The sequence below is a fragment of the Streptomyces sp. NBC_00726 genome (assembly GCF_045161735.1).
Classification (GTDB): Bacteria; Actinomycetota; Actinomycetes; order Streptomycetales; family Streptomycetaceae; genus Streptomyces.
Window position 1 is genome coordinate 3338304 of record NZ_CP108983.1, and the last position, 13097, is coordinate 3351400.

11 protein-coding genes are annotated in these 13097 nt (G+C 69.9%); 5 read left to right on the forward strand and 6 right to left on the reverse strand.

The window, feature by feature from the left end:
* Positions 1–155 precede the first annotated feature (155 nt).
* From OG338_RS14870 to OG338_RS14880, 3 genes are all read right to left on the reverse strand, one after another.
* Positions 156–893, reverse strand: a complete 738-nt coding sequence (locus OG338_RS14870; RefSeq protein ID WP_405937787.1) for a DUF2637 domain-containing protein — start codon at positions 891–893, stop codon at positions 156–158.
* Between the two features lie 281 nt (positions 894–1174).
* Positions 1175–2716, reverse strand: coding sequence for a DnaB-like helicase N-terminal domain-containing protein (locus OG338_RS14875; protein WP_405937788.1), 1542 nt, complete (start codon positions 2714–2716; stop codon positions 1175–1177).
* 554 nt (positions 2717–3270) lie between these two features.
* Positions 3271–4704: a recombinase family protein gene (locus OG338_RS14880; RefSeq protein WP_405937789.1), complete on the reverse strand. Its 1434-nt coding sequence runs from the start codon at positions 4702–4704 to the stop codon at positions 3271–3273.
* Between the two features lie 23 nt (positions 4705–4727).
* On the opposite strand from OG338_RS14880, the gene OG338_RS14885 reads away from it, so the two are divergent.
* Complete coding sequence (locus OG338_RS14885; RefSeq protein ID WP_405937790.1) at positions 4728–5468, forward strand: LLM class flavin-dependent oxidoreductase; 741 nt, start codon at positions 4728–4730, stop codon at positions 5466–5468.
* Between the two features lie 38 nt (positions 5469–5506).
* Here the strand turns inward: OG338_RS14885 and OG338_RS14890 are convergent, their stop codons facing one another.
* The 3 genes from OG338_RS14890 to OG338_RS14900 form a co-directional block, all read right to left on the reverse strand.
* Positions 5507–6049, reverse strand: a complete 543-nt coding sequence (locus OG338_RS14890; RefSeq protein ID WP_405937791.1) for an RNA 2'-phosphotransferase — start codon at positions 6047–6049, stop codon at positions 5507–5509.
* 168 nt (positions 6050–6217) lie between these two features.
* Entirely contained in the window at positions 6218–7135 is a 918-nt protein-coding gene (locus OG338_RS14895) for a MerR family transcriptional regulator (protein WP_405937792.1), read from the reverse strand.
* Between the two features lie 53 nt (positions 7136–7188).
* On the reverse strand, positions 7189–8961 hold the full coding sequence (locus OG338_RS14900; protein WP_405940429.1) for an SDR family oxidoreductase: 1773 nt from the start codon (positions 8959–8961) through the stop codon (positions 7189–7191).
* Positions 8962–9329: 368 nt separating this feature from the next.
* On the opposite strand from OG338_RS14900, the gene OG338_RS14905 reads away from it, so the two are divergent.
* Genes OG338_RS14905 through OG338_RS14920 form a run of 4 tightly spaced genes read left to right on the forward strand, consistent with a single transcriptional unit; the run spans position 9330 to position 12847 of the window.
* Entirely contained in the window at positions 9330–10298 is a 969-nt protein-coding gene (locus OG338_RS14905; protein WP_405937793.1) for an ABC transporter ATP-binding protein, read from the forward strand.
* Positions 10288–11196 carry an ABC transporter permease gene (locus tag OG338_RS14910; RefSeq protein ID WP_405937794.1) on the forward strand — a complete coding sequence of 303 codons (909 nt, stop codon included), beginning with the start codon at positions 10288–10290 and terminating at the stop codon, positions 11194–11196. The genes OG338_RS14905 and OG338_RS14910 overlap by 11 nt, the downstream gene beginning before the upstream one ends.
* Positions 11193–12104 (forward strand): ATP-binding cassette domain-containing protein, encoded by a 912-nt coding sequence (locus OG338_RS14915; RefSeq protein ID WP_164399326.1) that lies wholly within the window; start codon positions 11193–11195, stop codon positions 12102–12104. Before OG338_RS14910 ends, OG338_RS14915 begins: the two co-directional genes overlap by 4 nt.
* A gap of 23 nt (positions 12105–12127) precedes the next feature.
* Positions 12128–12847 carry an ABC transporter permease gene (locus OG338_RS14920; protein ID WP_405937795.1) on the forward strand — a complete coding sequence of 240 codons (720 nt, stop codon included), beginning with the start codon at positions 12128–12130 and terminating at the stop codon, positions 12845–12847.
* The last annotated feature ends 250 nt before the right edge of the window (positions 12848–13097 follow it).

Consider the following 13097-nt stretch of genomic DNA (forward strand, 5'->3'; position numbering starts at 1 on the left):
GACTTCGTCGGCGACGGACGTGCGCCGGGGGTACCGATGGGGTGGCGGTCGTGCATCACGATCGGTTTCTCCGTGAGGGGGGTGAGGAGCTAGCCGGGGCGCGGGCTGCGGGCCTTTGGGACGGGGCTTCAAATTCCGGTCGGCCACGAGGATCGTCAGCTGCCGGTCGGGATGGATCCGGCCTCGGTATCGAACTCGGGCCGAAGGGCGTTCATCACTTCGGTCAGCCGTTTACCGCTGACCGAAAGTCCCTTGTCCCGTATGGCCTGCTGGACGATCGCCCGTGTGAGGCTCCTCTTCTCGGCGACGGCGATGCGGCCTATCTCAACCAGTTCATCGAGAGTGGCGCCGGGCGGTCGACCACCGCGTGCCGTGCTCTGCGGAACTGTTCGTTGGGGTTCCGGTCGCTGAACGGAACTACCGGCCACCGAATCAGGGAGTTGATCGGGAACAGGAACCGGACGGTCGGTGGGCTCGGCCACGAGCTGGTGGAGCTGCCGCATCAGGACGCCGAAGGCGAGGAGGGCGGCGCTTGGCGGGACTGCGGCGACGACGTAGTCGAGCCAGTGCGCAGTGGGGGAAGCGTCGGCTCCGCTCACGCCCGCCACATTGAGCGCGATGGAACCGACCGACCCGATGGTGGTGATGGCGATGGCCCATCGGTCGGTCACCTGGCGCAGACCCGCACGGAGCATGAGCAGCTCGCCCGCGATGATGAAGGCGTCCAGGGTGGCAGGCCATGTCCATCGTCGCGCGGGGAAGCCGCCGAGCCCATGCTGCCCTGCGACCTCGGCGAGGTGCGCGTACGAGAGCCAGAAGGCGCCGATGGTGAGGGCGACGATGACCCCTCCGGCCGCCGCGAGCGCGTATCGCTCGGTGCTCTGCTTGGTCATGCCCGCGCTCCCGTCGCAGTGGCGACAAGCGCTGGGGTGGTGTCGGCCGGGGATGTGGTGACGAGCAAGGGTGGTTCTCCACGGGCTGTGAGGGCGGAGGCGTCTACGCTGCCCCCTCTCCAAGGAGGGGGCAGCGCGTACGCGCCCAGGGTGTGAATGCGCCGTTCGATGGCGCGTAAGCGTCTGATCTGCGGTTTCCCGAGATTCGTACGCGGCGGAGGCGGTGCGTACACGCCCTCGGCGGGTCGGGGCGCGTACGGCACCGCGTACGGGTCCGCCGGTCAGGAAACGGCGGTCATGTGGCGGGTGACGGCCTTCCATCGGGTTGCTTGGCCGCCCCCGGTGCCGCCGCCGGCACCGGTCTCCTGGGCAGCGAGCCCGCTCTTGGTGAGGTTCTCCAGGCGACGCCGCGCCCTGGCGATGTCCGCCGCGACGGGCTTGTCCTCGCCGGTGACCTGCGTGGCGAGCTGGCGGGCGGTGAGGCCGTGGGAGCCCGCCTGCCGCAGGAGGGTCAGCGGGTCGAGGCTCGTGTCGACGCGCGACGTACCACGGGGGTGGTCGTGGATGACCGGCAGCGGGCCGATCTCGTCGTTGATGGTCTTGAGGTGATGGAGGTGGACCACCGGGTCCCCGCCCGCGCCGCTGAGGAACAGAACGCTCCCCGCGCCCGCGGTGAACCAGGCTGAACCGTAGACCTGGTCGAGGACAGGGCGCTGGGTGCGCGAGGCGTCGGGGCCCTGCTTGCGCTGGTGGTGCAGTTCGAGAAGCTCGACGCCGTCTCGCAGGAGCTGCTGGCGGGCGTTGTTGTACGCGAGGCCGGCCTCGTCGTCGGTGAGCTTCCCGACCACGTCCTTGAGGCTGTCGATCACCACGGTGTCCGCACCGTGCTCGGCGGCCAGCTCGGCGAGGAGCTGAGGCTCGGTGTTGAGCGAGGCGGGCAGTGGTCCCGACCAGAAGACCAGGCGCCGACCCAGGATGTCCCGGTCGGCCTGGTGCACGACCCGGGTGAAGGCTCGGGCGAGCTGGCTGGGCCGGTCCGCTGCGATGTAGAGGACCTTCTCCCCCTCGCGTACGGGCATGTCCAGGACTTGGGCGAGCAGGCCGAGGCGGGCGAGGACGATCTGCTGGGCGATCGTCGACTTCCCGACGCCGGGAGGCCCGACGAGCATCAGGCTTTCACCCGATGCCCAGGCCGCTTTTCCCGGCGTCCCCCACACGGGTTCGGTGGTGGTGGGGGTGTCGGTGACGAAGGACCAGCCGTCCACGGCGTACCGCTGGAGTCGCCCGCCCGAGCTGTGGCGGGCTCGGTCGGCGGCCTCGCTCAGCGATGCCGCCAGCAGGCTTCGTACCTCCGCCGGGTCGGCTCCCGGCGCGGTGGCGCCTTGGAGCACGCGCAGCGCCGTGGACTGCAGGGCACGCAGGTCGGCGTGGCTGCGGATGATGTCCGCGTAGTACGTGGCACCTGAACCCACGGTCGCCGAGGCCGCCAGGGAATGCAGGTATGAGGAGCCGCCCACGCGCGTGAGGTCACCGGTGGTCTTCAGCTGGTGCGACAGCGCGATCGCGTCGGTCGGCGCTTCCCGCCTGCGCAGCTCCAGCAAGGCGTGCCAGATCGTGGTGTGAGCGGGACGGAAGAAGTCGCCCGGTTCCAACGCCTGCCGGAACTCGTCGATGGCCGCGCTGTGGAACATGCAGGCCCCGAGCACGGCGGCCTCGGCGTCGGCGTCGTGGGGCTGGGGGGCCGTGACGCCGATCGCGTCCTGCGGGCCGGTGTGGGGGTGAGCGGATGGTGCTTGCCACTGCGGGGTCGTACCCTGGGGCACTGAGCTTCCTTGTCTCGGGCCGATACGGACTGGCAGGTCCCGGCACCGTGTAGATCGTTTGGGCGGTCGTCTTGGGAGTAGCAGCGGCCTTGGTGCTCCAACACCGGGGCCGCTTTTCTGCGTGGTGGCTCAGGCAGCCGTTTCGTATCGCGACGCGGTCATCAGGTCGGCCAGCCGTGCCGCGCTGTGAGGGCTGATCGTCGTGGTGAAGCCGGCGCAGACACGCCGCAGGGCTTGGGCTCGGGCTTCCTCGTGTCGTGCGGTTCGGGTCGTGGTGGCGGTTGTCGGTGCTGGGGTCGCCTGGGGCGGCGGGCGCACGGGCAGCTCCTTGCGGCCGATGCGGGGATGGCAGTCCCCGCACCGCGTGAGGTCGTCGGGCGGTCGGTTGCATCGCGCTGCGTCCAGGTGCTCCAACACCTGTGGCCGCGCGTGCCGCGCTCATGGCCGACTGGCAGGCCGTCCGAACGCGACGCCCTTAAGTTTCCGGAGGATCGCCGGTTGGGTGAACCGGCGATCTCGTGGATAATCCGCCCCCGCCCGAGCCTGCCCGGCCCTCAGAGCTGGTTCTGTTCGATGTCGATGCGGTCCCAGTCGAAGACTCCGCTCGGCTTGCCGGACGCGTCTATGACTACGCCAGCGAAGAGGAAGCGGAGCACCGCGTTGCGCCGCTCGTCCGTCATCTCGTCGGCCTCCCAGGCCGCCCTGGCCCCCGGACCCGTAAGTCCGTCGAGCAGCTTCACCGGACGTACGACCATCCGCTTCTGGGCCTTGGCGATTCGGTCGGTGATGCCCTTGCGCATCGCCCGGTACTCCGCCGTGGAGACCTCCTTGGCGGTCCACATCTGGTTGAGTTCGGCGAGCTGCCGCTGGTCCGCCTCCACCGCCTCGGTCAGGGCGTTCGTGGGTGTGGCGGAGGAGAGCCGGCCGGAGACGGTGAGGCGGCCGAGCAGGTCGATCGCGGCCTCGGTGACGAACTCCTCCAGCTTCACAGCGGCGATGCGGCGGACGCACTTCTTCTCGTCGTTACGGCTCTTGCGCGTGCACAGGTACGAGGGCACCGCCCCGACCTTGGTGCCGGACATGAGGGTGCCGCAGCGCCTGCACATGACCAGGCCGCGCAGCAGGTAGAAGCGGCGCAGTTCCAGGTTGGTCTGGTGGATCGCGGACCGGTACTCGCGGCGGGCGCGGACCTCGGCCCAGGTGCCGGCGTCGATGATGGCGGGCCACTTCCCAGCGCCGACCTCCTCGCCCTGGTGCATGCGGATGCCGGCGACGTGGCGGGAGTCGAGCAGCGCCCGGACGGTGCCCTGGGTCCACTCCTTGCCGTACACGGTCCGGATGCCGCGTTTGTGGAGGACCAAGGCGATGGCGACCGGGCTCTGGCCCTTGAGATAGCGGTCGAAGACCTCGCGGACGATCTCGGCCTCGTCCTCCCTGACGGTCATGCCGTCGGGCTCGTACCCGAACCGCCGCTTGCCCGAGTGCGGCATGCCTGTCTCGGCCCGCTCCGCGAGCGCGGACTTCAGGCGGCGGGAGGTGTCGTCGGAGGAGCGGCAGGCGTGGGCGACCTCGATGCGGAGGATGAAGCGGTCGTCGGGGTCAGAGAGGTTCCGGCGGTTCGCCTCGCCGTGCAGCACGATCTCCTGCTCGTCGGAGACCTGGAGCAGCTCCTCCAGGTCGCGCGGCTGCCGCATGAGCCGGTCGGGGTGGTACGCGATGATGTGCCGGAACTCGCGACGCCGGGCGCGTTCGAGGAGCTGGTCCCAGCCGGGTCGCTTGCGGTCGCGGCGCCAGGCGGAGCGGCTGTTGTCAACGAAGACGTGGGCGGGGTCGATGGCCAGACCACGGCGTTCGGCGATCTCCCGGCAGATACGTTCCTGCCGGTCGACGCCGGTCTGGTCGTCATCGTCGGCCTGGGATATTCGGCAGTACAGGGCGGCCGGTTCACCTGGGGTGACGGTCGGCTCTCGGTGCTTGGGGCGGGGCATGGCACCGATGGTATGAGCAACGCTTGGGCTCGCCGAACTTCCGCCACCCGGTCACTCTGGCCAAGGAACTGATCTCGCTCGACGACATCTCGGCGGGCCGGATCACGCTGGGCATCGGTGCGGGCGGCAACGGCTTCGACGCGACGACCCTGTTGCGGAGCGGCGAGGTGCCGTGGACGCCGAGGCAGCGCGCCGACCGCTTCGGCGAGTTCGTGACCCTGCTCGACGCCCTGTTGCGCGAGCCGGCCGGCAAGTCGTACGCGGGGGAGTTCTACGCGGCCACCGAGGCGCGGAATCTGCCCGGCTGCGTGCAGCGGCCCCGCCTGCCCTTCGCCGTCGCCGCCACGGGGCCGCGCGGTCTGGCGCTGGCCGCGCGCCACGGTCAGGCGTGGGTGACCACGGGGGACCCGAAGCTGTACGAGGCGGGCAGCGGCGCACAGTCGGTGGAGGCCCTCGGCCGGCAGATGGACGGGCTGGGGCGCGCGTGCGCGGAGGCCGGGCGGGATGCGGCGGGGCTGGAGAAGGTCCTGCTCACCGGGTTCACGCCGGAGTTCAACCCGGGCCTCGCCGGGGGTGGGGGCCGGCCCCTCGACTCCGTCGACGCGTTCGTGGACTTCGCGGGCATCCATGCGGAGCTGGGCTTCACGGAGATCGTCATCCATGCGCCGGTACCCGCGGACGGGCCGGGGTTCGACGCGGCGGTTCCGGACGAGAAGCTGTTCGAGGAGATCGCGACGCGGGGCGCTGCGCAGCTGGCCGGCTGACGGCGGGGCGCGGGGGCCTGTGCGCTCCCGGGTCCCGATCAGCCCGGCAGGCGCAGGAACTCGGCGGGTACGGCATCGGTGAGCCACACCCCGTTGGCGCTGACCCAGAACGTGTGGCCCGCGCGGTGCATGGCGCCCGTGTCCACGGACAGCACGACGGGGCGCCCGCGCCGGGCTCCCACGCGGGTGGCGGTCTCGCGGTCGGGCGAGAGGTGTACGTGCGTACGGTTCATCGGGCGCAGCCCCTCGGCACGGATCGCGTCCAGGGCCCGGCCGACCGTGCCGTGGTAGAGGTACGCGGGCGGTTCGGCGGGCGGCAGCCCCAGGTCGACGGCCACGGTGTGGCCCTGGCTCGCCCGGATGCGGTCGGCGTCCACGGCGAAGCGCTGCTTGTCGTTGGAGGCGACCACATGGTCGAGCTCCGCCCTGCTGATCGGGAAGCGATGGCGAGCCGCGGCACTCAGTAGCTCCTCGATCGGCACCCAGCCGTGGGCGTCGAGCGTGAGCCCGATCCGCTCGGGCTGGTGCCGCAGGTGCTTGGAAAGGTATTTGGACACCTTGACGGTGCGTCTTTCATCCATCCACTCAGCGTGCCCCTGACACCTCCTCGATGCATCTCCATTTCTCCCGGGCTTCACCGGAAAGATTTTCGCTTCGAGGTTTGATCCACAGTCAGTTTGGGTTATCCACAGGTAAATTGGCATCAGTGTGGACAACTGACGTCTGTAATGGGTGTTTTGCTCAACTTGTCAGTCTCTGTGGGTTGGTGAGGCGAGCGCATCCAACGTCCTCTTGTTCACCTCCCGTTCGGAGGCGGCGGCAATGAAGGCGCCGACCCCGCCCGGCCCAACCAGGCGCTCGACCGCGTCGATTATCGAGACCGGGAGGCTCATGGATACCTCGTTCCTGGCGGCGCTGACCGCTCCGCCGGGCGCATCGACGGCGAGGTGATCCTCCAGGTGCCGCGTTGCGAACATCCTCATCGCACGCGCGAGTTCGACGTCCACAGTCTGCTGGGCGAGTGGTCTCAGCCGCCGCACCATCGATGCCGCGTCATCCGCGTCCGCGTCGGTCGGGGGCCGATGGCCCAGATACCGGGCGAATACATGCTCGGTCGTGAACTCCAGGAAGCGGCAGGCGATCTGCTCGACCTGGCCGCGAAGTTCCCTCAGCTGACCGGCAATCGCGGACAGCGGCACACCCGCCGCGTACAACTCGGCCGCGACCGCGAGTTCCTGGGGGCTCGGTACGGCGAACTCCTCGTTGCTTCCCGGCAGCCGTTCGAGGACGCCGAGCTCGATCGCCTCGGTGATGGCGTGCTCGTCGGCCTCTCCGCCGAATTTCTCGGCCAGTTGGGCGCGGCTGATGCGACCGGCCCGCTCGTCGGTCCACGGGCCGTGCACCTCGGCGACGAGCCCCAGCACACCGCCCAGCCCGCGCCCCGTGTCCCAGGCGTCCAGCAACTCCTTGATGCTGGCCAGGGTGTAGCCCCGGTCCAGCAGATCGGCGATCTGCCGGAGCCGGCCCAGGTGGGCGGGCCCGTACACATTGGCCCGGCCCCTTCGCTCCGGGGCGGGCAGCAGTCCGCGGTCCTGGTAGCTGCGAATCGTACGGACCGTGGCGCCACTCGCGTGCGCGAGATCCTCGATCCGGTATTCAGGCACCAACGGAACCGGCGCCGAGCCAGGTTCGGGCTCGGAGCCCCCGTCCCGCGCCCGGCTCACAGCGGCGGCTTCAGCCGGGCGACGCCCCGCAGCACACCGGGGCCGACGCGCGAAAGGAAACGTACGGCGTGGGACTCCGGCGTCACCGGGACGACGGCCTGATTGCGCACGACTGCACGCAGGATCGCCTGCGCGACCTTCTCCGGTGGGTAGTTGCGCGCGCCGTAGAGCTTGCCGGCGCGCTTCCGCAGGCGCTGCTCCTCCGCCACGTCCGTACCGACGAACCGTGCCGTGGCCGTGATGCCGGTGTTGACGATCCCGGGGCAGATCGCGCTGACCCCGATCGACTTCTCGGCGAACTCGGCGCGCAGGCACTCGCTGAGCATCAGCACGGCGGCCTTCGACGTGCTGTACGCGGGAAGGGCGCGGGACGGCTGAAAGGCCGCCGCGGAAGCGGTGTTGACGATATGGCCGCCCTGCCCGCGCTCCGCCATCTGGCGCCCGAAGAGCCGGCAGCCGTGGATGACCCCCCACAGATTCACATCGAGGACGTTCCGCCAGTCCTCTGACGACGTCTCCAGGAACGGGCCCGAAAGGCCGATGCCCGCGTTGTTGACCAGCACATCGACCACGCCGTACTCATCGGCCACCCGGGCGGCAAGCTTCTCCATGGCCTGCTCGTCGCTCACGTCCACCGCCTCGGCCCAGGCTTCCGGAGCCCCGGCCAGCCGGGCCGACTCGGCGGTCCGCTCGGCCCCTTCGGCATCCCGGTCGACGGCCACCACCCGGGCACCCGCCTCCGCGAAGGCCAGCGCCGTGGCACGCCCTATCCCGCCCGCCGCCCCCGTCACCAGCACGAGCCGTCCGCCGAACCACTGCGCGTAGGGCCCACTCGCACGGGCCTCCACCGGAGCGCCGGTCGTCCGGGCCGACTCGGTGGCCGTCACGAACTCCCCGATCCACGAAGCCAGCTGGTCCGGCCGGGTGCGCGGCACCCAGTGCTTGGCCGGAAGCGAGCGACGGGTCAACTGCGGGACCCAGGACTCCAGATCGTCGTAGAGCCGCTCCGAGAGGAACACGTCCCCGGTCGGCGTGATCAGCTGCACCGGCACGTGTGCGTACGCGTCGGTGCGCGGCCTGCTCAGCCGGGCCCGGACGTTGTCCCGGTAGAGCCAGGCCCCGTGCGCCGCGTCATTGGGCAGCGAGGACGTCGGGTAGTCGCCCGGGGGTACCTTCTCCAGCCGCTCCAGGATGCCCGGCCACCGCTTGCCGAGCGGCCCGCGCCAGGCCAGCTCCGGCAGGACCGGGGTGTGCAGCATGTACACGTACCAGGACTTGGCGCCCTGTCCGAGGAGCTGACCGACCCGGCGCGGGGTGGGCCGGTTCACCCGGTGCTTGATCCAGTGCCCGAAATGGTCCAGGGAAGGGCCGGACATCGAGGTGAAGGACGCGATCCGGCCCTCCGTACGGCTGACCGTGGCGAACTCCCAGGACTGGACCGACCCCCAGTCGTGCCCCACCACGTGCACAGGACGGTCCGGACTCACCGCGTCGGCCACGGCCAGGAAGTCGTCGGTCAGCTTCTCCAGCGTGAAACCGCCGCGCAGCGGCTTCGGTGCCGTCGAGCCGCCGTGTCCGCGCACGTCGTACAGCACGACGTGCCACGCGTCGGCCAGTCGGGCGGCGACCTGTGTCCAGACCTCCTTGCTGTCCGGGTAGCCGTGCACCAGGACGATCGTCGGCCGCTCCGGGTCGCCCAGCTCGACCACGCACAGCTCGATGCCGCCGGTGGCCACCCGGTGCTCGCGCGCGCCCGGCAGATCACGCAGACGCGGGCCGCCGTTCCCTCCGGACCGCCCCGTGCCCACGGGCCGTTCGCTCTTCCCTCGTGACGCCATGCCACCGTCCGTTCGCTGCTGTGTGCGGTACGTGCTCGTAACGTGACACTGATGAATGTGACAATGACTGGCGGCTACGTCAAGGGGTGCGCATGGCCTGTGGATAACTCTCCGCGCAGGCCACGACGGCTTTCGGCCCGGGGCGCCGTGGTCCTCAGTGAGGTCCCCTTACGGGTCCCCTACAACTGAAGGCTGACGCGATCCAGCCGTCAGGTCTGACGACCGCTGTGGTCCGCGCCACTACCGTCGTATCCGTGAATGTCATCGCTGCCGAAGGTCTGAGTAAACGGTTCCCCCGGGTGACCGCGCTTGACCGGCTCACCCTGGACATCGGCCCGGGTGTGACCGGGCTGGTGGGCGCCAACGGGGCCGGCAAGTCCACGCTGATCAAGATCCTGCTGGGGCTGTCCCCCGCGACCGAGGGCAGGGCCGCCGTGCTCGGGCTCGACGTCTCGACCAGCGGCCCCGCCATCCGCGAGCGGGTCGGCTACATGCCGGAGCACGACTGCCTGCCGCCCGACGTCTCGGCCACCGAGTTCGTCGTCCACATGGCGCGCATGTCCGGTCTGCCCCCGACCGCCGCCCGCGAGCGCACGGCGGACACCCTGCGCCATGTCGGCCTGTACGAGGAGCGCTACCGCCCCATCGGCGGCTACTCGACGGGCATGAAGCAGCGGGTGAAGCTGGCCCAGGCGCTGGTGCACGACCCCCAGCTGGTCCTGCTCGACGAACCGACCAACGGGCTCGACCCGGTCGGGCGCGACGAGATGCTCGGCCTGATCCGCCGGATCTACAGCGACTTCGGCATCTCGGTCCTCGTCACCTCGCACCTGCTCGGCGAGCTGGAACGCACCTGCGACCACGTCGTCGTCATCGACGGCGGAAAGCTGCTGCGCTCCAGCTCCACCAGCGACTTCACCCAGACCACGACGACCCTCGCGGTCGAGGTCACCGACAGCGACAGCCACCCGGACGGAACGGGCGCCCTGCGCCGTTCCCTCATCGAGGCGGGCGTCAAACTCGTCGGGCTCGACGGACTGGACACCCAGGGGCTGCCCGGCGCCGGTCACATCCTGCTGGTCGAGGCGACGGGCGAGGAGACGTACGACCTCGTACGCGACAGCGTCGCGGGGCTCGGCCTCGGTCTCGTACGCATGGAACAGCGCCGTCACCACATCGCCGAGGTGTTCCGCAGCGACGAGGCGCCGCCCGCGGCCGTGCCGGCCGGAGCCGTACTGCAGAAGGGGAGCGGACGCGATGAGCACTGAGACCGGCGCCGCCACCGGGAACGAGACCTCCCGGATCCACAACATCGGCTACCGCGCCTACGACGGCCCGCGGCTCGGGCGCGCGTACGCCCGCCGCTCGCTGTACTCGCAGACCCTGCGCGGCTCCTTCGGGCTCGGCCGGTCGGCCAAGTCCAAGGTGCTGCCCATGCTGCTGTTCGGCGTGATGTGCCTGGTGGCGGCGATCATCGTCGCCGTCGCCATTGCCACACCGGGGACGACGAAACTTCCGATCAAGTACACGTCGTTCGCGATCTACCTACAGGCCGTCATCGGCCTGTTCATCGCCGCGCAGGCGCCGCAGGCGGTCTCCAGGGACCTGCGGTTCAAGACCGTACCGCTGTACTTCTCGCGGCCGATCGAGCACGGGGACTACGTCCTCGCCAAGTTCGCTGCCATGGCCTCCGCGGTCTTCGTGCTCACCGGGGCGCCGGTCGTGATCCTCTACATCGGCGCGCTGCTGGGGAAGTTCGACTTCGGCGATCAGACCAAGTGGTTCGCCCAGGGGATGGTTTCCGTGCTGCTGCTCTCCGTGCTGTTCGCCGGACTCGGCCTGGTGATGGCCGCCCTGACCCCGCGCCGCGGCTTCGGTGTGGCGGCCGTCATTGCGCTGCTGATGATCACGTACGGCGCGGTCTCGACCATCCAGGGCATCGCCTGGTCCACGGGTTCGGAGGGCGCGGTGCCGTGGCTGGGGCTGTTCTCCCCGCTCACGCTGGTCGACGGGGTGCAGACCGCGTTCCTCGGCGCGAGCTCGGCCTTCCCCGGCGGGAACGGTCCGGGCGCCGGCACCGGCGTCGTCTACCTGCTCGTTGTCCTCGCGCTCGTCGCCGGCTCGTACGCCGTACTGATGCGCCGCTACCGGAAGGTCGGGCTGTGACCACGATCGAGATCGACCACACCTCCCGCTGGTTCGGCAACGTGGTCGCCGTCAACGACGTCAGCATGACGGTGGGACCCGGCGTCACCGGTCTGCTGGGCCCCAACGGCGCCGGCAAGTCGACGCTGATCAACATGATGGCCGGATTCCTCGCGCCGTCCACGGGTACGGTCACGCTGGACGGGAAGGCGATCTGGCGCAACGAGGCCGTGTACCGGGAGATCGGCATCGTCCCGGAGCGCGAGGCGATGTACGACTTCCTGACCGGCCGCGAATTCGTGGTGGCCAACGCCGAGCTGCACGGACTGGGCGCGGCCGAGGCTGCCGCGGCACTGGCCACGGTCGAGATGGAGTACGCGCAGGACCGCAAGATCGCGACGTACAGCAAGGGCATGCGCCAGCGCGTGAAGATGGCGTCCGCGCTGGTCCACAACCCGTCCGTGCTGCTGCTGGACGAGCCGTTCAACGGGATGGACCCGCGCCAGCGGATGCAGCTGATGGACCTGCTGCGGCGGATGGGCGCGGAGGGCCGGACGGTCCTCTTCTCCTCGCACATCCTCGAAGAGGTCGAACAGCTCGCCTCGCACATCGAGGTCGTCGTCGCGGGCCGGCACGCGGCGTCCGGTGACTTCCGCCGCATCCGCCGGCTGATGACGGACCGTCCGCACCGCTATCTCGTACGGTCCAGCGACGACCGGGCCCTGGCCGCCGCGCTCATCGCCGATCCGTCGACGGCGGGGATCGAAGTCGACCTGAGCGAGAACGCTTTGCGTATCCAGGCGATCGATTTTGCCCGCTTCACCACGCTGTTGCCCAAGGTCGCACGCGAGCAGGGCATTCGTCTGCTGACCGTTTCACCGTCCGACGAGTCCCTCGAATCGGTCTTTTCCTATCTCGTAGCGGCCTGAGGCCGACAAGGAGCTGTGACGTCATGTACGACCCCACAGTCGCCCGGCTCACCTACCGGGCGCTGCTCGGCCGGCGCCGGGCCGCCATCCTCTTCGTGCTGCCCGCACTGCTGATCGTTATCGCGGTGGCGGTACGGATGTTCGCGGGGGCCGACGACCAGGTGGCCTCGGACGTCCTGGGCGGATTCGCCATCGCCACCATGGTGCCGCTGATCGGCGTGATCGCCGGCACGGGCGCCATCGGGCCGGAGATCGATGACGGCTCGATCGTCTATCTGCTGTCCAAACCGGTGAGCCGGCCGACGATCATCTTCACCAAGCTGATCGTCGCGATCGCGGTGACCATGGTCTTCTCGGCGGTGCCGACGATGATCGCGGGCCTGATCCTCAACGGCAACGGCCAGCAGATCGCGGTGGCGTACACCATCGCCGCCCTGGTCGCCTCGATCGCCTACAGTGCGCTGTTCCTGCTGCTGGGCACGGTCAGCCGGCACGCGGTCGTGCTCGGCCTCGTCTACGCGCTGGTGTGGGAGGCCCTGTTCGGCAGCCTGGTGCCGGGTGCGCGCACGCTCAGCGTGCAGCAGTGGTCGCTCGCGCTGGCGGAGAAGGCCGGCGGCAACGGTGCGATCACCTCGGACGTCGGTCTGCCGCTCGCCACGGTCCTGCTGGCCGTGGTCACCGTCGCGGCGACCTGGTACGCGGGGCAGAAGCTGCGCACGCTGAAGCTGGCCGGCGAGGAGTGAGCGGACCGCCGTCCGACATGTGACAACCCCCGGTCATCGGCTGGGGGTTGTCACATGTCGGACAGTCTTACGCGTAACTGTACGTTTATCGGTGCGTTGTTCACGGTGCGTGGAGGCAACTGGAATCCGTGGCGTCGTAGCGTTCGTGAAATGTGCAGATGGCCGATACGGCGAGGGAGTACCCCGTCGGTCGGTTCCTTGAGTGAGTGGCAACCGTGAGCGTCCTCCGCCCCTGAAGCCCGGGGAGAGG